This is a genomic window from Sphingomonas sp. LC-1 (assembly GCF_025371035.1).
Lineage (GTDB): Bacteria > Pseudomonadota > Alphaproteobacteria > Sphingomonadales > Sphingomonadaceae > Sphingomonas > Sphingomonas sanguinis_E.
This window is the reverse complement of record NZ_JANZXB010000004.1, coordinates 225,596-244,435: the sequence shown is the minus strand read 5'-3', so window position 1 is coordinate 244,435 and position 18,840 is coordinate 225,596. Positions and strand designations below refer to the sequence as shown.

Annotated in this window: 25 protein-coding genes and 1 tRNA gene; 23 read left to right on the top strand and 3 right to left on the bottom strand. The window is 64.1% G+C overall.

Annotated elements, in window-relative coordinates:
- Positions 1 to 83 precede the first annotated feature (83 nt).
- Together clpA and NZL82_RS08250 are read right to left on the bottom strand one after the other, a co-directional pair.
- Positions 84 to 2,402, bottom strand: a complete 2,319-nt coding sequence (gene clpA / locus NZL82_RS08255; protein WP_261269273.1) for an ATP-dependent Clp protease ATP-binding subunit ClpA — start codon at positions 2,400 to 2,402, stop codon at positions 84 to 86.
- Positions 2,403 to 2,581: 179 nt separating this feature from the next.
- The gene (locus NZL82_RS08250) at positions 2,582 to 2,776 is read right to left on the bottom strand and encodes a DUF1192 domain-containing protein (RefSeq protein WP_261269365.1); all 195 of its coding nucleotides are present in this window, start codon (positions 2,774 to 2,776) and stop codon (positions 2,582 to 2,584) included.
- Between the two features lie 127 nt (positions 2,777 to 2,903).
- Between NZL82_RS08250 and NZL82_RS08245 the strand changes: the two genes are divergently transcribed.
- From NZL82_RS08245 to NZL82_RS08230, 4 genes are all read left to right on the top strand, one after another.
- Complete coding sequence (locus NZL82_RS08245; RefSeq protein ID WP_261269364.1) at positions 2,904 to 3,887, top strand: NAD(P)H-quinone oxidoreductase; 984 nt, start codon at positions 2,904 to 2,906, stop codon at positions 3,885 to 3,887.
- Positions 3,888 to 3,989: 102 nt separating this feature from the next.
- Positions 3,990 to 4,691 carry a hypothetical protein gene (locus NZL82_RS08240; protein ID WP_261269272.1) on the top strand — a complete coding sequence of 234 codons (702 nt, stop codon included), beginning with the start codon at positions 3,990 to 3,992 and terminating at the stop codon, positions 4,689 to 4,691.
- Between the two features lie 167 nt (positions 4,692 to 4,858).
- Complete coding sequence (locus NZL82_RS08235) at positions 4,859 to 5,542, top strand: DUF1013 domain-containing protein (RefSeq protein WP_261269271.1); 684 nt, start codon at positions 4,859 to 4,861, stop codon at positions 5,540 to 5,542.
- A gap of 116 nt (positions 5,543 to 5,658) precedes the next feature.
- On the top strand, positions 5,659 to 5,979 hold the full coding sequence (locus NZL82_RS08230) for a hypothetical protein (protein ID WP_261269270.1): 321 nt from the start codon (positions 5,659 to 5,661) through the stop codon (positions 5,977 to 5,979).
- Between the two features lie 175 nt (positions 5,980 to 6,154).
- On the opposite strand, the gene NZL82_RS08225 is transcribed toward NZL82_RS08230, so the two are convergent.
- A tRNA-Trp gene (locus NZL82_RS08225) sits at positions 6,155 to 6,230 on the bottom strand.
- Between the two features lie 306 nt (positions 6,231 to 6,536).
- On the opposite strand from NZL82_RS08225, the gene rpsL reads away from it, so the two are divergent.
- From rpsL to rpsN, 19 genes are all read left to right on the top strand, one after another.
- Entirely contained in the window at positions 6,537 to 6,908 is a 372-nt protein-coding gene (gene rpsL, locus NZL82_RS08220) for a 30S ribosomal protein S12 (RefSeq protein WP_007406072.1), read from the top strand.
- Positions 6,909 to 6,974: 66 nt separating this feature from the next.
- Positions 6,975 to 7,445: a 30S ribosomal protein S7 gene (gene rpsG, locus NZL82_RS08215; protein ID WP_007406077.1), complete on the top strand. Its 471-nt coding sequence runs from the start codon at positions 6,975 to 6,977 to the stop codon at positions 7,443 to 7,445.
- 147 nt (positions 7,446 to 7,592) lie between these two features.
- Entirely contained in the window at positions 7,593 to 9,668 is a 2,076-nt protein-coding gene (fusA, locus tag NZL82_RS08210) for an elongation factor G (RefSeq protein WP_042491194.1), read from the top strand.
- Between the two features lie 135 nt (positions 9,669 to 9,803).
- Positions 9,804 to 10,994: an elongation factor Tu gene (tuf, locus tag NZL82_RS08205; protein ID WP_230481231.1), complete on the top strand. Its 1,191-nt coding sequence runs from the start codon at positions 9,804 to 9,806 to the stop codon at positions 10,992 to 10,994.
- A 561-nt stretch (positions 10,995 to 11,555) separates the two neighbouring features.
- Entirely contained in the window at positions 11,556 to 11,864 is a 309-nt protein-coding gene (rpsJ, locus tag NZL82_RS08200) for a 30S ribosomal protein S10 (RefSeq protein ID WP_007406109.1), read from the top strand.
- 284 nt (positions 11,865 to 12,148) lie between these two features.
- Positions 12,149 to 12,883 (top strand): 50S ribosomal protein L3, encoded by a 735-nt coding sequence (rplC, locus tag NZL82_RS08195; RefSeq protein WP_056430750.1) that lies wholly within the window; start codon positions 12,149 to 12,151, stop codon positions 12,881 to 12,883.
- A gap of 3 nt (positions 12,884 to 12,886) precedes the next feature.
- On the top strand, positions 12,887 to 13,513 hold the full coding sequence (rplD, locus tag NZL82_RS08190; RefSeq protein WP_261269269.1) for a 50S ribosomal protein L4: 627 nt from the start codon (positions 12,887 to 12,889) through the stop codon (positions 13,511 to 13,513).
- Positions 13,506 to 13,817, top strand: coding sequence for a 50S ribosomal protein L23 (locus NZL82_RS08185; protein ID WP_261269268.1), 312 nt, complete (start codon positions 13,506 to 13,508; stop codon positions 13,815 to 13,817). The genes rplD and NZL82_RS08185 overlap by 8 nt, the downstream gene beginning before the upstream one ends.
- A gap of 4 nt (positions 13,818 to 13,821) precedes the next feature.
- Positions 13,822 to 14,673 carry a 50S ribosomal protein L2 gene (rplB, locus tag NZL82_RS08180; RefSeq protein WP_261269267.1) on the top strand — a complete coding sequence of 284 codons (852 nt, stop codon included), beginning with the start codon at positions 13,822 to 13,824 and terminating at the stop codon, positions 14,671 to 14,673.
- Positions 14,674 to 14,679: 6 nt separating this feature from the next.
- Positions 14,680 to 14,958, top strand: coding sequence for a 30S ribosomal protein S19 (gene rpsS / locus NZL82_RS08175; protein WP_037569384.1), 279 nt, complete (start codon positions 14,680 to 14,682; stop codon positions 14,956 to 14,958).
- On the top strand, positions 14,958 to 15,335 hold the full coding sequence (gene rplV / locus NZL82_RS08170; protein ID WP_175313828.1) for a 50S ribosomal protein L22: 378 nt from the start codon (positions 14,958 to 14,960) through the stop codon (positions 15,333 to 15,335). The genes rpsS and rplV overlap by 1 nt, the downstream gene beginning before the upstream one ends.
- Positions 15,335 to 16,045 (top strand): 30S ribosomal protein S3, encoded by a 711-nt coding sequence (gene rpsC / locus NZL82_RS08165; RefSeq protein ID WP_007406047.1) that lies wholly within the window; start codon positions 15,335 to 15,337, stop codon positions 16,043 to 16,045. The genes rplV and rpsC overlap by 1 nt, the downstream gene beginning before the upstream one ends.
- Positions 16,046 to 16,057: 12 nt before the next feature.
- Positions 16,058 to 16,492: a 50S ribosomal protein L16 gene (gene rplP / locus NZL82_RS08160; RefSeq protein WP_007406071.1), complete on the top strand. Its 435-nt coding sequence runs from the start codon at positions 16,058 to 16,060 to the stop codon at positions 16,490 to 16,492.
- The gene (rpmC, locus tag NZL82_RS08155) at positions 16,492 to 16,692 is read left to right on the top strand and encodes a 50S ribosomal protein L29 (protein WP_007406063.1); all 201 of its coding nucleotides are present in this window, start codon (positions 16,492 to 16,494) and stop codon (positions 16,690 to 16,692) included. The genes rplP and rpmC overlap by 1 nt, the downstream gene beginning before the upstream one ends.
- Before the next feature lie 12 nt (positions 16,693 to 16,704).
- Positions 16,705 to 16,977 (top strand): 30S ribosomal protein S17, encoded by a 273-nt coding sequence (rpsQ, locus tag NZL82_RS08150; protein ID WP_183950452.1) that lies wholly within the window; start codon positions 16,705 to 16,707, stop codon positions 16,975 to 16,977.
- Between the two features lie 232 nt (positions 16,978 to 17,209).
- Entirely contained in the window at positions 17,210 to 17,578 is a 369-nt protein-coding gene (gene rplN / locus NZL82_RS08145) for a 50S ribosomal protein L14 (RefSeq protein WP_007406105.1), read from the top strand.
- Entirely contained in the window at positions 17,578 to 17,895 is a 318-nt protein-coding gene (gene rplX / locus NZL82_RS08140; RefSeq protein ID WP_261269266.1) for a 50S ribosomal protein L24, read from the top strand. Before rplN ends, rplX begins: the two co-directional genes overlap by 1 nt.
- Positions 17,888 to 18,469, top strand: a complete 582-nt coding sequence (gene rplE, locus NZL82_RS08135; protein WP_042491169.1) for a 50S ribosomal protein L5 — start codon at positions 17,888 to 17,890, stop codon at positions 18,467 to 18,469. The genes rplX and rplE overlap by 8 nt, the downstream gene beginning before the upstream one ends.
- A 57-nt stretch (positions 18,470 to 18,526) precedes the next feature.
- On the top strand, positions 18,527 to 18,832 hold the full coding sequence (rpsN, locus tag NZL82_RS08130) for a 30S ribosomal protein S14 (protein ID WP_042491166.1): 306 nt from the start codon (positions 18,527 to 18,529) through the stop codon (positions 18,830 to 18,832).
- The last annotated feature ends 8 nt before the right edge of the window (positions 18,833 to 18,840 follow it).

Below are 18,840 nucleotides of genomic sequence, written 5' to 3'. Positions count from 1 at the left end.
CTTTATCGCATCGCGCTTCGATGCGACATAGAAAAGGCCGGGTATTGCTACCCGGCCTTTGTCCGATCTGGATGTTGTTGCGCTTATTCGGCGTCGACCGATGCGGGCTTGCCACCCTTCTTGCGCGGCTTTTTGGGCGCGGCGGGTTCGATTGCGAAGGACAATGCGCCGTCCTTCATCTTCACCGTCACCTCGCCGCCATGGACCAGCTTGCCGAACAACAATTCCTCGGCCAGCGGCTGCTTGATCTTCTCCTGGATCAGGCGGCCCATCGGACGCGCCCCGTACAGGCGGTCATAGCCCTTTTCGGTGAGCCAGCTCTTCGCCGCCTCGTCCAGGCTGATATGGACGTGACGATCGGCCAGCTGGAGTTCGAGCTGGAGGATGAACTTGTCCACCACCCGCGCCACGACTTCCGGCGGCAGATAGCCGAAGGGCACGATCGCATCGAGGCGGTTGCGGAATTCCGGCGTAAACATCTTCTGCACGGCCTGCTCATCCTCGCCCTCGCGGGTGAGATTGCCGAACCCGACCGTCTCGCGCGCCATGTCGGCGGCGCCCGCATTGGTCGTCATGATGATGATCGTGTTGCGGAAATCGACCGTCTTGCCGTGGTGATCGGTCAGCTTCCCATTGTCCATCACCTGCAACAGGATGTTGAACAGATCGGGATGCGCCTTCTCGATCTCGTCGAGCAGCAGCACCGAATGCGGATTCTGGTCGACCGCATCGGTCAGCAGGCCGCCCTGGTCATATCCGACATAGCCCGGAGGAGCACCGATCAGACGGCTGACCGAGTGACGCTCCATATATTCGGACATGTCGAACCGCTGGAGCGGAATGCCCAGGATCGTCGCCAGCTGGCGCGCAACCTCGGTCTTGCCGACCCCGGTGGGGCCGGTGAACAGATAGTTGCCGATCGGCTTGTCGGGATCGCGCAGACCCGCCCGGCTGAGCTTGATCGCCGAGGACAGATTCTCGATCGCGGCATTCTGGCCGAACACCACGCGCTTCAGATCGGTCTCCAGCGTTTCCAGCTGCTGGCGGTCGTCGGTAGACACGCTCTTCGGCGGGATGCGCGCCATGGTAGCGATCACGGCCTCAATCTCCTTGGGCGTGATCGTCTTCTTGCGCTTGCTGACCGGCACCAGCATCTGCATCGCGCCGACCTCGTCGATCACGTCGATCGCCTTGTCGGGCAGCTTGCGGTCGTTGATGTAGCGCGCCGACAGCTCGACCGCGGACTTGATCGCATCGGGGGTATACTTGACCTGATGGTGATCCTCGAACGCCGAGCGGAGACCGGCGAGGATCTTGATCGTGTCCTCGATCGTCGGCTCGTTCACGTCGATCTTCTGGAACCGGCGCAGCAGCGCGCGGTCCTTTTCGAAGTGGTTGCGGAACTCCTTGTAGGTGGTCGAGCCAATGCAGCGGATCGTTCCGCCCGACAGAGCGGGCTTGAGCAGGTTCGACGCATCCATCGCCCCGCCGCTGGTCGCGCCGGCACCGATGACGGTGTGGATCTCGTCGATGAAGAGCACCGCGTGGGGTAGCTTCTCCAACTCGTTGACGACCGCCTTCAGCCGCTCCTCGAAGTCGCCGCGATAGCGGGTGCCCGCCAGCAGCGCGCCCATGTCGAGCGAATAGATGACGGCGTTCAGCAGCACCTCGGGCACATTGCCCTCGATGATCTTGCGCGCCAGGCCCTCGGCGATGGCGGTCTTGCCGACGCCGGGATCGCCCACATAGAGCGGGTTGTTCTTCGACCGGCGGCACAGGATCTGGACGGTGCGGTCCACCTCGGGCCCGCGCCCGATCAGCGGATCGACCTTGCCCGCCTTGGCCTTTTCGTTGAGGTCGACGGTGAACTGCTTGAGAGCGCTCTCGCCCTTGCCCTTTTCGGCGGGCTTGGCGGGCTTCTCCTCCTCGGCGCCCTTGGGCGGGGTGGCTTCGCTGGTCGCGCCACCCTTGCCGACGCCGTGGCTGATGAAGCTGACGGCATCCAGGCGGCTCATATCCTGCTGCTGCAGGAAATAGACGGCGTAGGATTCGCGTTCGGAAAACAGGGCGACCAGCACGTTCGCGCCGGTCACCTCGTCGCGGCCCGACGACTGGACATGCAGGATCGCGCGCTGGACGACGCGCTGGAACCCGCTGGTGGGGGAGGGGTCGGTCGCCGCGTCGACCTTCAGGGCGTCGAGCTCGGCGTCCAGATACTGGGCGACCGTGGCCTTCAGCTCGCCCAGGTCGACATGGCATGCCTCCATCACCTTGGAGGCATGTTCGTCGTCGATCAGCGCGAGCAGGAGGTGCTCCAGCGTGGCATATTCATGGCGCCGCACGGTCGCGGCTTCCAGCGCCTTGTGAAGCGTGGTCTCGAGCGCGGGGGCGAAAGATGGCATCTACGATACTCCTGGCGGAGCGCATGGGACATGCGTTCCGTTTCGAACAATGTCGGGATGGATGGCCCCGGCATCAAGCGGGGGTAACGCACGGGGCTTCAACAAAGCGTGTCGTGCGGATGGCGACGAGCCCGAAGACCGGCGAAAGGCGTAGGGTCGCCCGGCCGATCCCCGTGTCGTCACCGCTTGAACAACGCGTCGGCGCTGGCGCGGTGGAGCGAGGCGCGCTCCATATGGCGTCGGGTCCGGTCGATCTCCGCTTCCAGCACCGCGATCCGCGCTTCCAGCTCGGCGAGCGAGAGCGGATCGAGGTCGGCCTGGACCAGCGCCGTCAGGCTGTCCGGCGTGCGGAAGGGGGAATCATCCTGTTCCATCTCGGGATGCAGCGTTGACCCGGTGGCCGCCGATGTCAATAACGGGTTCCCAATATGGGCCAATAGGGGGCGGTGATCGGTGCGCGCGGATAGCGATGTGATGGGAATCGTCGACATTCCCGAAATGATGACCGCCATCGACCCCGAGGCGGCGGGCGGACCCGAGGTGTTGGTTCCGACGCAGCGGCCTACCCCGACCCCTGGTGAGGGGGAGGTGCTGATCCGCGTCGCCGCCGCCGGGGTCAATCGGCCCGATGTGATGCAGCGCCAGGGGCTCTACCCGCCGCCGCCCGGCGCGCCGTCCATCCCGGGACTTGAGATCGCGGGCGACATCGTCGCGGTCGGGCCGGGCGTCGGGTTCGAGATGCTGGGCCAGCCGGTCTGCGCACTGATCGGCGGCGGTGGCTATGCCGAATATGCGGTCGCGGTCGCCGAACATTGCCTGTCCGTGCCGCACGGCGTGTCGATGGAGCAGGCGGCCGCGCTGCCTGAAACTTTGTTCACCGTGTGGACCAATGTCTTCGAACGCGCCTATGCCCGCGATGGCGAGACGCTGTTGGTGCATGGCGGCACCAGCGGCATCGGCACGATGGCGATCGCGCTGGGCAAGCTGTTCGGGTTGACGGTCATCGTCACCGCCGGGTCCGATGACAAATGCGCCGCCGCGCAAAAGCTCGGCGCGGCCAGGGCGATCAACTATAAATCGGTCGATTTCGTCGAAGCGGTGAAGGATTTCACCGACGGGCGCGGCGTCGACATCGTGCTGGACATGGTCGGCGGCGATTATCTGCCCCGCAACCTGAAATGCCTGGCCGAGGATGGGCGGCACGTCTCGATCGCGGTCCAGCGCGGGGCCAAGGCCGAGATTCCGATCTGGGAGGTCATGCGCCGCCGACTGACGCTGACCGGGTCGACGCTGCGCGGACGGGATCGCGAGTTCAAGGCGATGGTGGCCGACGAGATCGCGCGCATCGTCTGGCCGCATGTCGAGGAAGGGCGTCTTCGTCCCCTGATCGATCGCAGCTTCCCGCTGGCCGAAGCCGCCGAGGCGCATCGCCGGATGGAGGCGGGCGATCATCTGGGCAAGATCGTCCTGACCCTGAACCGCTGACGCGGCGATGACGGCTTGATCGCCGCTGCAAAGATTGCGACGGATACTGTATCCGGTCCGGCGGTTTCCCGGTATCGATAAGAGAGATTCGGGGGGATGATGATGGCGCAGCAATGGGGTGGGGCCGGGTTCGTCATCACCATCGCTGCGGTGGGGGCTGTGCCATTGGCTCCTGCCCATGCGCAGTCCGCGCGCGACATCCTGACCCAGGCATCGTTCGGCGATGCGGATGAGGCCAGCGCCCTTCGCCGGGTGGGCAACGCCTATGCTGCGGCGGGCAATGCGCTCCGCCGTGAGCCCGATGACCGGGAGGCGTTGCTGATGCGTGCCACCGCGCTCGGCTATCGGGCGAAGCTGACCGGCAACCGTGGCGACGCCGTGGCCGCGCGACGCCAGTTCGAGGCGCTGTTCACCCAGAACCCGCGCGACGCGGAAGCGCAGGCGGCGCTGGGGGCGTGGCATATCGGCGCGGTGAAGAAGCTGGGCGCCATTGTTGGCCGCGCCGCTTTGGGAGCGCAGCGATCGATCGGGATGTCCGCGCTGGAGCGCGCCGTGGCGCTGGGTGGCGACCGCGCCTTATTTCCGGGACTGGCCGCGCTGCTGCGGCTGGAGCTGGACCCCCGCGATCCGCGCGGTCGCGCGCTGGCCGAACAGGCGATGCGTGCCGAGGCGCCCACCGCGCTCGATCGCATCCTTCAGCGCGGCGCGGCACAGGTGCTGGTTCCGCTTCGGGCCGGGGACGCGCAGACCGCGCGCAGGCTCGCGTCGCAGCTCCTTCCCTTCGGCCGATTCGACGATGATTGAGCCGCCTCACCGGGGCTGATGCACGCGGCGGCTTCGCCATGCCGGATCGTCGCGGGCAGTTTGTGGCGGCGCACCTTGCTCTTCGGGGCGCTTTTCTCTAGATTTGTCGCAGCTACGGCCGCTCCGGTGAGGGGCGGCCCTTTTATTTTCCGACTGGAGTGATCCCCGTGGCCCAGCCGCTCATGCCCCATGCGACCGCTTCCTGGCTGGTCGACAACACGTCGCTCTCGTTCGAGCAGATCGCGGATTTCTGCGGCCTCCACATCCTCGAAGTGCAGGCGATCGCCGACGACACGGCCGCCACCAAGCTGACTGGCCGCGATCCTGTCCGCGCGCACGAACTGACCCAGAGCGAGATCGAGAAGGCGCAGGCCAATCCCGATTATCGCATGAAGATGACCAAGGGCCCCGAGCAGGTCCGCCGTACCAAGGGCCCGCGCTACACGCCGGTCAGCAAGCGGCAGGACAAGCCGGACGGCATCGCCTGGATCATCCGCAACCATCCGGAAATCTCGGATGGCGCCATCTCCAACCTGATCGGCACCACGCGCACGACGATTGCCGCGATCCGCGACCGCAGCCACTGGAACATCGCCAACATCACGCCGAAGGATCCGGTGACGCTGGGCCTGACCACGCAGCGCGAGCTCGACTCGGCGGTGGCCAAGGCGGCGAAGTCGACCGGGGGCAACGCCGATGCGCAGCCGACCGACACCCGCCTGGAGGGCGACCGCGAAGCGCTGCTCGCCTCGCTGCGTGCCGAGCGCGAGCAGCAGAGCCGTGACATTGATTCGATCGGGCATGGCCATGGCGACGACGTGATCGACCCGCACTCGCTGTTCCGCAGCTGATCGCTCGGGCATTTGCCCGCAATCGTGAAGGGGCGTCCGTCGACATGGCGGGCGCCCTTTTGCGTCAGGGGGAACGGGGGCTCTCTTATCCCGTTGAACGGCGGAGGAGATTATTCATGTCCGACAATGACAAGCGGCCACCCCAGCCTTTCGATCGCGACAACGGCTATTCGGGGCAGGACTATCACCGCGACGAGGAGGCCGCGATGGGCCGGGCGGAGCCGTCGGGCCGCGTGACGACCACGCCACCTGCCAAGGGTGAGGGGAATGCAGAGACGAGCCTGCCCACCGATAATGGCCGCCGCCCCTCGATCGACCCGGAGACGGGTGAAGTGCATGGCAGTGGGGCAGGGGCCGGTGGCGGCCATCGCGGTGACGAGATCGATGAAGTCGACCCGGCTACGCCGCCGGGTGTGGGGGTACGCCCCGTAAACTGATCCGCTATTCCTCGCCTGCAACGGCAGGGGGCAGGCGAGGGCCTGACAAAGGCGTGTCGCGCTCCCGATAGGGGGTAAGCCCCTACACCAGCTCCCCTGACTTTGCGGGGGAGAAGTGCGCGAGACCACCCTCACCGCGAACGATGTGGGGGCGGTCCAGCGATGTCATGAAAAGTGGCAGGAGTGCACGGACTCGAACCGTGGGCCCTCGGTTTTGGAGACCGATGCTCTACCAACTGAGCTACACTCCTGCGAGGCGGCCGCCATTAGCCCGACTGAACGGGCAGGGCAAGCGCCTGTGTGACGAAAATCGTAACTTTGTTCGTGGTGCCCGGTTTCCCGTGTTTCGAGGTGACGTTGACCACACATGCCTTCGCGCGTATAGGCCGCCGCTGCACGAAGGGGATTTCTCGGGAATCGGGACATGTCCGTCGGGCAAGCTTGAACATTGCTGGATGCGAATATGGGCCGGGCGAAAGCTGCGATGGCCCCTTTTTGTATTCCTAAGTGCTGTGATGGCTCCAGCAAAGTAACCTCATGGAAAGGTGAAGGCTTCAATGCCGACGATCAACCAGCTGGTCCGCAAGGGCCGCGAACTGCAGAAGGCCAAGTCCAAGGTCCCTGCAATGGAGCAGAACCCGCAGAAGCGCGGCGTTTGCACCCGTGTCTACACGACGACCCCGAAGAAGCCGAACTCGGCACTTCGCAAGGTGGCCAAGGTCCGTCTGACCAACAGCCGCGAAGTCATCTCGTACATCCCGGGCGAAGGCCACAACCTGCAGGAGCACTCGGTGGTGCTCATCCGCGGCGGCCGTGTGCGCGACCTTCCCGGCGTGCGCTACCACGTGCTGCGCGGCGTTCTCGACACGCAGGGCGTGAAGGATCGCAAGCAGTCCCGCTCGAAGTACGGCGCCAAGCGTCCGAAGTAAGCCGGTCGGGCCTGTCTTCAGGCTCCTCGACCATAAAAGGCTGAAGTTTTGTAAGGAAATACGAGAATGGCTCGTCGTCGTCGTCCCGAAAAGCGGGAAATCCTGCCGGACCCCAAGTTCGGAGATGTGGTCCTGTCGAAGTTCATGAATTCGGTCATGCTGGACGGTAAGAAGTCCGTGGCCGAAGCCATCGTCTACGGTGCTCTGGAAACCGTCGAGACGCGCGCCAAGCGCGATCCGATCGGCGTGTTCCACGATGCGCTGAACAACATCAAGCCGGGCATCGAAGTCCGTTCGCGCCGCGTCGGTGGTGCGACCTATCAGGTTCCGGTCGAAGTCCGTCCGGAGCGTGCCCAGGCTCTGGCCATCCGTTGGCTGATCGGCGCGTCGCGCGCCCGTTCGGAGAACACGATGGCCGCGCGTCTGTCGGGTGAGCTGATGGATGCCGCGAACAACCGTGGCAACGCGGTCAAGAAGCGCGAAGATACGCACCGCATGGCGGAAGCGAATCGCGCCTTCTCGCACTACCGCTGGTAAGGGCCTTGCGGCGGACCGGGATAATTTCCGTTCTGCCGCAACCTTTTCAGGGTGCGGTGCCGGCGGTCTTCCGCTGGTCACGCAAACAGCCTATATAAGGGGGAGCCGGGCCAACCGGCTCCCCCCTACGCTTGAGGAAGATCGATCATGGCCCGCAGCCATCCGCTCGAGAAGTATCGCAACATCGGCATCATGGCGCACATCGATGCCGGCAAGACGACCACGACCGAGCGCATTCTTTATTACACCGGCAAGTCCTACAAGATCGGCGAAGTGCACGAAGGCACCGCCACCATGGACTGGATGGAGCAGGAGCAGGAGCGCGGCATCACCATCACGTCGGCCGCGACGACCTGTTTCTGGAACGACAACCGCATCAACATCATCGACACCCCCGGGCACGTCGACTTCACCATCGAAGTGGAGCGTTCGCTCCGCGTGCTCGACGGCGCGGTCGCCTGCTTCGACGGCGTGGCGGGTGTTGAGCCGCAGTCGGAAACCGTGTGGCGTCAGGCCGACAAGTACGGCGTGCCGCGCATGTGCTTCGTCAACAAGCTCGACCGCACCGGCGCCGACTTCTATTTCTGCGTCAACTCGATCATCGAGCGCCTCGGCGCGCGTCCGGCGGTCCTGTATCTGCCGATCGGCATCGAGGGCGGCTTCAAGGGTCTCGTCGACCTGGTCGAGAACCGCGCGATCATCTGGCTCGAAGAGTCGCTGGGCGCCAAGTTCGAATATCAGGACATCCCCGATGACCTGAAGGAAAAGGCCGCCAAGTATCGCAGCGACCTGATCGAAATGGCCGTCGAGCAGGACGATGCCGCGATGGAATCGTACCTGGAAGGCAACGAGCCGTCGGTCGAAGAGCTGAAGAAGCTGATCCGCAAGGGCACGCTGGAAATGGCGTTCGTCCCCGTGGTCTGCGGCTCGGCGTTCAAAAACAAGGGCGTGCAGCCCCTGCTCGACGCGGTCATCGACTATCTGCCTTCGCCGCTCGACGTTCCGGCCATCAAGGGCGTGAAGCTCGACGGCGAGACGCCGGACGAGCGTCCTTCGTCGGACACCGAGCCCTTCTCGGCGCTGGCGTTCAAGATCATGAACGACCCGTTCGTCGGTTCGCTGACCTTCGCCCGCATCTATTCGGGCAAGCTCGAGACCTCGTCGCAGGTCCTGAACTCGGTCAAGGACAAGAAGGAAAAGATCGGCCGCATGCTGCTCATGCATGCGAACAGCCGTGAGGACATCCAGGAAGCCTATGCGGGCGACATCGTCGCTCTGGCGGGCCTCAAGGATACCACAACCGGTGACACGCTCTGCGCGCAGAACGCACCGATCATCCTCGAGCGGATGGAGTTCCCCGAGCCCGTGATCGAGCTGTCGGTGGAGCCGAAGACCAAGGCTGACCAGGAGAAGATGGGCGTCGCGCTCAATCGTCTCGCTCGCGAGGACCCCTCGTTCCGTGTGACCTCGGACGCCGAGTCGGGCCAGACCATCATCAAGGGCATGGGCGAGCTCCATCTCGAGATCCTGGTCGACCGCATGAAGCGCGAGTTCAAGGTCGAGGCCAACGTCGGTGCGCCGCAGGTGGCGTATCGCGAATACCTCAAGAAGCCGGTCGACATCGACTACACGCACAAGAAGCAGTCGGGCGGCACCGGCCAGTTCGGCCGCGTCAAGGTCAAGCTGACCCCGGGCGAGCGTGGTTCGGGCTTCGTCTTCAAGGACGAGATCAAGGGCGGTAACATTCCGAAGGAATATATCCCCGCGATCGAGAAGGGCTTCCGTGAAACCGCGGAAACCGGTTCGCTGGTCGGCTTCCCGATCATCGACTTCGAAGTCCTGCTGTATGACGGCGCGTATCACGACGTCGACTCGTCGGCGCTGGCGTTCGAAATCTGTGCCCGCGGCGCGATGCGCGAAGCGGCCCAGAAGTCGGGCATCACGCTGCTCGAGCCGGTCATGAAGGTCGAAGTCGTGACCCCGGAAGACTATCTGGGCGACGTCATCGGCGACATGAACAGCCGTCGCGGCCAGATCCAGGGCACCGACACGCGCGGCAACGCGCAGACGGTCGAGGCGATGGTCCCGCTGGCCAACATGTTCGGCTATGTGAACGCGCTCCGCTCGTTCACCCAGGGTCGTGCGCAGTACTCGATGCAGTTCTCGCACTATGACGAAGTGCCGCAGAACGTGGCGGACGAAGTCAAGGCGAAGATGGCCTAAGGCGTATATCGTGCCCCCGGGGCGACCTGGGGGTGCGAGCACGCTAGGGGCTGGCAATCACTTGAAACACCCGCTATGGGGCCGCGTTCGCGTGGCCTCGGATGCGGCACCGAATTCGATTCAGAAGGTAGGAAAATGGCAAAGGCAAAATTCGAGCGGAACAAGCCGCACCTCAACATCGGCACCATCGGTCACGTCGACCATGGCAAGACCTCGCTGACCGCCGCAATCACCAAGGTTCTGGCCGAGACGACCGGCGGTACTGCCGTCGACTTCGCGAACATCGACAAGGCTCCGGAAGAGCGCGAGCGCGGCATCACCATCTCGACCGCGCACGTCGAGTATGAGACGACGAACCGCCACTATGCGCACGTCGACTGCCCCGGCCACGCCGACTATGTGAAGAACATGATCACCGGCGCGGCGCAGATGGACGGCGCGATCCTGGTCGTGTCGTCGACCGACGGCCCGATGCCGCAGACCCGCGAGCACATCCTGCTGGCCCGCCAGGTCGGCGTGCCCGCGATGGTCGTGTTCATGAACAAGGTCGACCTGGTCGACGACGAGGAAATCCTCGAGCTGGTCGAGCTGGAAATCCGCGAGCTGCTGAGCTCGTACGAATTCCCGGGCGACGACATCCCCGTCATCAAGGGTTCGGCGACCTGCGCCCTGTCGGGTTCGAACGACAAGTTCGGCAAGGAAGCCGTCCTCGAGCTGATGAAGGCCGTTGACGACTACATCCCGCAGCCCGAGCGTCCGCTCGACAAGCCGTTCATGATGCCGATCGAAGACGTGTTCTCGATCTCGGGTCGTGGTACGGTCGTCACCGGCCGCGTCGAGACCGGCATCGTCAAGGTTGGCGAAGAAGTCGAGATCGTCGGCATCAACGACACCCGCAAGACCACCGTCACGGGCGTCGAAATGTTCCGCAAGCTGCTCGACTCGGGTGAAGCCGGCGACAACATCGGTGCGCTGATCCGTGGCGTTGCGCGCGACCAGGTCGAGCGTGGCCAGGTTCTCTGCAAGCCGGGTTCGATCAAGCCGCACACCGACTTCAAGTCGGAAGTGTACGTCCTGTCGAAGGAAGAAGGCGGCCGTCACACCCCGTTCTTCGCGAACTATCGTCCGCAGTTCTACTTCCGCACGACCGACGTCACCGGCACCGTCGAGCTGCCTGAGGGCACCGAGATGGTCATGCCGGGCGACAACGTCGCTCTGGGCGTGAAGCTGATCGCTCCGATCGCCATGGACATCGGTCAGCGCTTTACGATCCGTGAAGGCGGCCGTACCGTCGGCGCCGGTGTCGTCAGCGCGATCGACAAGTAAGCCTCGGGCGAAAGCCTGAAACTTATCGGGAAAGGGCCGGCCCCGGCGACGGGGTCGGCCTTTTTCGTGTGAGGCCGTCGCCCCAGCGGAGACTGGGGCCTGTCTCGGCGGGGCGCGCCAGATGAGAGATCCCAGCCTCCGCTGGGACTACCTGGAAGGGGCCTCCGTTCGTACTGAGCACAGTCGAAGCGCCCGCCCGGCGGTCTCCGCTTTCGCGCGGCGTTCGACTTCGCTCAGGCCGAACGAGGGTCGGTGTTTCTGTTGGTGGGCACTGGTTCCACCCGTCCGAACAAAAACCCGCATCCGCCCCTTGCGGCACCCCCGCCATATGCGTATAGGCACGTGCCTTGAGGGAATCGGCTGGCACCGGGAATACCGGAGTCGGCCGTTTGCTTTTAGTGAGGGCAGGGTCGGTTTTCGCCTCTGTCGCAACCCAGAGTTTGTTTCGGCCCAAGGTCGCCTTCACGGTGGATGGTCGAGTGCCCGGTCGGACAGCCGATCGCACTTGGTATCCATGGTGGGGAAAACCCGAAGGCCCGCTCTTTCGCATCGGTAGGGATCATGGACAGCAATATCCGCATTCGTCTGAAGGCGTTCGACCATCGCGTGCTCGATCAGGCGACCGGCGACATCGCCGACACCGCGCGCCGCACCGGCGCTCTTATCCGCGGTCCGATCCCGCTTCCGACGCGCATCGAGAAGTTCACGGTCAACCGTGGTCCGCACATCGACAAGAAGTCGCGCGAGCAGTTCGAGGTCCGCACCTACAAGCGGATGCTGGACATCGTGCAGCCGACCCCGCAGACCGTCGATGCGCTGATGAAGCTCGACCTCGCCGCAGGTGTTGATGTCGAGATCAAGCTGGCGTAAGAGGGCCGGCATTCCCGTGGTCGACGATTCCGTCCCACGGGATTTTGGCGTTTCTCCGGCCTAAAGCTACCGGAAAACGCGCCGAGGTCGCTCCCGTGATCCGGCACTCTTAAGGGATACCGCCCGGTGGTTTCGCGCAAGCGAGATGGTGCCGGGGCAGCGTCCCCCGTCTGACCGGCTTGCCGGTCGCCAGCCCGGGACGGGGGCTCGTTTCGCTTTAATCGGGCTGGATATGCCCCCCTTGAATGGTTCTTGGGGGCCTCTGTCGAGGAAGGAACAGGATCATGCGTACCGGCGTGATCGCGAAGAAGCTGGGGATGACCCGCCTGTTCCAGGACGATGGTCGGCACGTGCCGGTCACCGTCCTGGCGCTTGAAGGCGTACAGGTCGTCGCTCGCCGCGAGATGGATCGTGACGGCTACACCGCCGTCCAGCTTGGTGCAGGTGTCGCCAAGACCAAGAATGTTGCCAAGCCGCAGCGTGGCCACTTCGGCAAGGCCGAAGTCGAGCCTAAGCAGGTGCTGGTCGAGTTCCGCGTGAACGAAGACGGCCTGCTGGACGTCGGCGCGGAGATCTCCGCCGACCATTTCGTCCCCGGCCAGTATGTCGATATCCAGGGTCGTACCCAGGGTAAGGGCTTTGCCGGTGCGATGAAGCGCTGGAACTTCGGTGGTCTGCGCGCGACCCACGGCGTCTCGGTTTCGCACCGTTCGCATGGTTCGACCGGTAACCGTCAGGATCCGGGCCGCGTCTTCAAGAACAAGAAGATGGCCGGCCACATGGGCGACAAGAACCGCACGCAGCAGAACCTCGAAATCGTGTCGACCGACGTCGAGCGCGGTCTGATCTTCGTCAAGGGCTCGGTGCCCGGCTCGAAGGGTGGCTGGCTGATCGTCAAGGACGCGGTCAAGGTTTCGCGCCACGCGGACGCCCCGTTCCCCGCCAGCATCAAGGCGGCCGCCAACAATAACGCTTCTGCCGAGCCTGCTCCGGAAGCCACCGAGAGCCAGGAGGGCTAAGTCGTGAAGGTCAAGGTTCAATCCTTCGCCGGCACCGACGCCGCGGACATCGAGCTCAACGACGAGGTCTTCGGCCTCGATCCGCGCGCCGACATCCTGCACCGCGTTGTGACCTGGCAGCTGGAAAAGCGTCGCGCCACTGCGCGCGGCACCCGTGAGCGCGCCGATGTCGCCCGCTCGGGCAAGAAGCTCGGTCGCCAGAAGGGCGGCGGTGTCGCTCGTCACGGCGATCGTCGGGCCCCCGTCTTCATCGGCGGTGGTAAGGCGCACGGCGCCCGCGTCCGCGACTTCAACCCGGGTCTGAACAAGAAGGTTCGCGCTCTGGGCCTGAAGATGGCGCTGTCGAGCCACGCCAAGGCGGGTTCGCTGATCGTGATGAACGATCTGTCCGTCGAAGGTAACAAGACGAAGACGCTGAAGGGCGATCTGGCGAAGCTGGGCTTCGGCAAGACCGCGCTGGTCATCGATGGCGACGCCGTCGAAACGTCGTTCGCGCTGGCCGCGGGCAACCTGAAGGAAATCAACATCCTTCCGGCCGCCGGTGCCAATGTCTACGACATTCTGAAGCATGACACCCTGGTGCTGACGCGCTCGGCTGTCGAAAAGCTGGAGGCCCGTTTCCATGGCTAAGCAGCAGAAGGCGGTCGATCCGCGTCATTACGACGTGATCGTTGCGCCGCACATCACCGAGAAGGCGACGCTCCTGAGCGAGCACAACGCCGTGGTGTTCAAGGTCGCCCCCGGTGCTTCCAAGCCCGAGATCAAGGCGGCGGTGGAAGCGCTGTTCGACGTGACCGTCACCGGCGTGAACACCATCGTCCAGAAGGGCAAGACCAAGAAGTGGAAGGGCGCTCCGTACCAGCGCTCGGACATGAAGAAGGCGATCGTCACCCTCAAGGACGGTCAGTCCATTGACGTGACGACGGGGATCTGAGCCGATGGCACTCAAGCATTATAATCCGACGAGCCCGGCCCGCCGCGGTCTGATCCTCGTCGACCGCTCGGCGCTGTGGAAGGGCGCGCCCGTCAAGGCGCTCACCGAAGGCAAGCGCAAGACCGGCGGCCGCAACAACAAGGGCCATGTGACCAGCCGCGGTATCGCGGGCGGCCACAAGCAGCGTTACCGCTTCATCGATTTCAAGCGTCGTCAGTGGGACGTCGAGGGCACCGTGGAGCGGATCGAATATGATCCCAACCGCACCGCCTTCATCGCGCTGATCAACTACGGCGCCGATGCCGAGGGCAAGGACAACGTTGCCTATATCATCGCGCCGCAGCGTCTGGCCGTTGGTGACAAGGTCATCGCCGGCAAGAAGACCGACGTGAAGCCGGGCAACGCGATGGAACTGGGCCAGATGCCGGTCGGCACCATCGTCCACAACGTCGAGATGAAGCCCGGCAAGGGCGGTCAGATCGCACGTTCGGCCGGCACCTATGTGCAGGTCGTGGGTCGCGACAAGGGCATGGTCATCGTTCGCCTGAACTCGGGTGAGCAGCGCTACATCCATGCCAACTGCATGGCGACCGTCGGCGCGGTGTCGAACCCCGACAACGGCAACACCAACCTGGCGAAGGCTGGTCGCAACCGTTGGAAGGGCCATCGCCCGCTGACCCGCGGTGTTGCTAAGAACCCGGTCGACCACCCGCACGGCGGTGGTGAAGGCCGGACCTCGGGCGGCCGTCATCCGGTCACCCCGTGGGGCAAGCCGACCAAGGGTGCGCGCACTCGTCACAACAAGGCGACGGACAAGATGATCATCCGTAGCCGTCACGCCAAGAAGAAGGGCTAACACGCAATGGCTCGTTCCGTTTGGAAGGGTCCTTTCGTGGACCTCCATCTCCTGAAGAAGGCCGAAGTGGCTCAGGATGCTGGCAACCGCGCAGGTCCGATCAAGACCTGGTCGCGTCGCTCGACCATCCTGCCGTCGTTCGTCGGCCTGACCTTCAACGTCTACAATGGTCGCAAGTTCGTTCCCGTCTCGGTGAACGAGGACATGGTCGGCATGAAGCTCGGTGAATTCGCGCCCACGCGCTATTTCCCCGGCCACGCTGCCGACAAGAAGGGTAAGCGCTGATGTCGAAGCCAGCATCCCCCCGCAAGGTTGGTGACAAGGAAGCGCTGTCGGTCGGCACGCAGATCCGTGGTTCGGCGCAGAAGCTGAACCTGGTCGCAGGCCTGATCCGCGGCAAGAAGGCCGGCGACGCGATGAACATCCTGGCCTTCTCGACGAAGGCGATGGCTGTCGACGCGCGCAAGGTGCTCGCCTCCGCGATCGCCAATGCCGAGAACAACCACAACCTCGACGTCGACGCGCTCGTCGTCGCCGAGGCGTCGGTCGGCAAGTCGATCACCATGAAGCGTTTCGCGACGCGCGGTCGCGGCAAGTCGACGCGCATCCTGAAGCCGTTTTCGCGGCTCCGCATCGTCGTCCGCGAGCAGGAAGAAGCATAATGGGTCAGAAGAGCAATCCGATCGGCCTGCGTCTCCAGATCAACCGTACCTGGGACAGCCGCTGGTTCGCCGAAGGCCATGACTATGGCCGTCTGCTGCTGGAGGATCTGAAGATCCGCCAGTACATCATGAAGACGCTGCCCCAGGCTGCGATCTCGAAGGTCGTCATCGAGCGTCCGGCCAAGCTGTGCCGCATCTCGATCTTCGCGGCGCGTCCGGGCGTGATCATCGGCAAGAAGGGCGCCGACATCGAAAAGCTTCGCAAGAAGCTGGGTTCGATGACCTCGTCCGACGTGTCGCTGAACATCGTCGAGATCCGCAAGCCCGAGATCGACGCCAAGCTCGTCGCACAGGGCGTCGCCGACCAGCTCGAGCGTCGTATCGCTTTCCGTCGCGCCATGAAGCGTGCGGTGCAGTCGGCGCTCCGTCTGGGCGCCGAAGGTATCCGTATCACCTGCGGCGGCCGTCTGGGCGGCGCGGAAATCGCGCGTACCGAATGGTATCGTGAAGGCCGCGTTCCGCTGCACACGCTGCGCGCGAACGTCGACTATGCCGAAGCGCAGGCGCACACCGCTTATGGCGTGTGCGGCGTGAAGGTGTGGATCTTCAAGGGCGAGATCCTGGGCCATGATCCCATGGCGCAGGACCGGCTGATGATGGAGGCTCAGACCTCCGGCGTGCGCCCGGCGCGCGACGATCATCGCCGCTAAGGATCAAAGAACATGCTGCAACCAAAGCGCACCAAGTTCCGCAAGGCCTTCAAGGGCCGCATCCACGGCGATGCGAAGGGCGGCACGAGCCTGAACTTCGGTTCCTATGGCCTGAAGGCCATGGAGCCGGAGCGGATCACCGCTCGCCAGATCGAGGCGGCTCGCCGCGCGATCACGCGTCACATCAAGCGCCAGGGTCGTCTCTGGATCCGCATCTTCCCGGACGTCCCCGTCTCGTCGAAGCCTGCCGAAGTCCGCATGGGCTCGGGTAAGGGTTCGCCGGAATTCTGGGCCGCCCGCGTGAAGCCGGGTCGCATCCTGTTCGAACTCGACGGTGTCGATGGCCCGCTGGCCGCCGAAGCGTTCGAGCGCGCCGCGATGAAGCTGCCCATCAAGACCAAGGTCGTTGCCCGCCTGGGCGACACCTCGCACCTCGGAGGCGAGTAATGGCCAAGACTGAATATACCGGCCAGAGCGACGACCAGCTCGTCGAGGCGCTGGGCAACCTGAAGCGCGAGCAGTTCAACCTGCGCTTCCAGGCGGCCACGAGCCAGCTCGAAAAGCCCAGCCGGGTCAAGGAAGTCCGTCGCGACATCGCGCGGATCAAGACCATCCAGGCGCAGCGCACCGCTGCGGCTGCCAAGTAAGGACCGAGACACATGCCGAAGCGCGTGCTGACCGGGGTGATTGTCTCGGACAAGACCGACAAGACGGTCGTCGTCAATGTGGAGCGGAAGGTTAAGCACCCCCTCTACGGCAAGATCATCCGTCGGTCGAAGAAGTATCATGCTCACGACGAGAGCAATGAGTTCAAGGCCGGTGAGACGGTGCGGATCGAAGAGACCGCGCCGATCTCGAAGCTGAAGACCTGGAAGGTGATCGAGCGGGTCAACACCCACTCGACGCCGGAGCGGGCTTCGGCCGAAGGCTAAAGTCTTTGATTTCGTGCCCCGCTTCTCCGTCAGGGAGGGGCGGGTTCGGAATGAAGGCCGCCCTTCGGGGCGATGAGCGGATTGGTCAAGGAGGCTAAGCGACTCGCTTGCCTTTCGGACCAGGAGTGGCTAAGGGGCCTCTCCCCCTGGTGCGGTAGCCCGCGCCGGGGGTCGTTTTTTAAGGCGGGGTTGGGTCGGTATCCACCCCCAGAAGAGAGAAGGAAGCGGATCCATGATCCAGATGCAGTCCAATCTCGACGTCGCGGACAACAGCGGCGCGAAGCGGGTGCAGTGCATCAAGGTGCTGGGCGGCTCGAAGCGCCGTACCGCATCGGTCGGCGACATCATCGTCGTCAGCGTCAAGGAAGCGCAGCCGCGTGGCCGCGTGAAGAAGGGCGACGTTCACCGCGCGGTGATCGTGCGTACCGCCAAGGACATCCGTCGCGCCGACGGTTCGGTGATCCGTTTCGACGGTAACGCCGCCGTTCTGGTCAACAAGAACGAGGAGCCGATCGGCACCCGTATCTTTGGCCCGGTCGTGCGTGAGCTTCGCGGTAAGAAGCACATGAAGATCATCTCGCTGGCTCCGGAGGTGCTGTAATGGCCGCCGCCAAGATCAAGAAGGGCGATCGCGTCATCGTCCTGTCCGGCAAGGACAAGGGCAAGACCGGCACCGTGTCGCTGGCGATGCCGAAGGACGGCAAGGTCGTCGTGGACGGCGTCAACATCGCCACCCGTCACCGCAAGCCCACCCAGGCGAACCCGCAGGGTGGCCTGGAGCGCACCGCTGCGCCGCTGCACATCTCGAAGGTCGCGCACGTGACCGCCGATGGCAAGCCGACCCGCGTCCGTTTCGAGACGCAGGATGGCAAGAAGGTCCGTGTCGCCGTCAAGACCGGGGAGAAGATCGATGGCTGATTACAAGCCCCGCATGAAGGCTATCTATGATGATAGCATCGTCAAGGCGATGACCGACAAGTTCGGTTACAAGAACGTCAACGAGATCCCCCGGATCGAAAAGATCGTGCTCAACATGGGCGTGGGCGAAGCGACGCAGGACAAGAAGCGCGTCGACCAGGCCGCTTCCGAGATGGAGCTGATCGCGGGTCAGAAGCCCGTCATCACCAAGGCGAAGAAGTCGATCGCGCAGTTCAAGCTGCGTGAAGGCATGCCGATCGGTGTGAAGGTCACGCTGCGTCGCGAGCGCATGTACGAATTCCTGGACCGCTTCATCACGATCGCGCTGCCGCGCGTTCGCGACTTCCGCGGCCTGAATCCGAAGTCCTTCGACGGTCGCGGCAACTATGCCTGCGGCATCAAGGAACAGATCATCTTCCCCGAAATCAACTATGACCGCATCGACAAGGTGCGCGGCATGGATGTGATCGTGACCACCTCGGCGAAGACCGACGACGAAGCGCGCGAGCTGCTCCGTCTGTTCGGCTTCCCGTTCCCCAAGGAAGACGCTGCCGACGAGAAGAAGGCAGCGTAACCGGACTGCCCCCTCTCCACGCCGGGGAGGGGGTCCTTACAGAAAGAGCTTAAGTCCATGGCGAAACTGAGTTCAATCAATAAGAACGAGAAGCGTCGCGCTCTCGTCAAGAAGTATGCGGGCAAGTACGCGAAGCTCAAGGCGATCGCGAACGACCAGAGCCTCGATGAGACCGAGCGTCTGATCGCGCGCCTGAAGATGGCCGAGATCCCCCGTAACGGCAACCCGACCCGTATCCGCAATCGCTGCGAGATCACCGGTCGTCCGCGTGCGTATTACCGCAAGTTCCGTCTCGCTCGCGTCATGCTGCGTGAACTGGCCAACAAGGGCCAGATCCCCGGCGTCACCAAGTCGAGCTGGTAAGGACCATT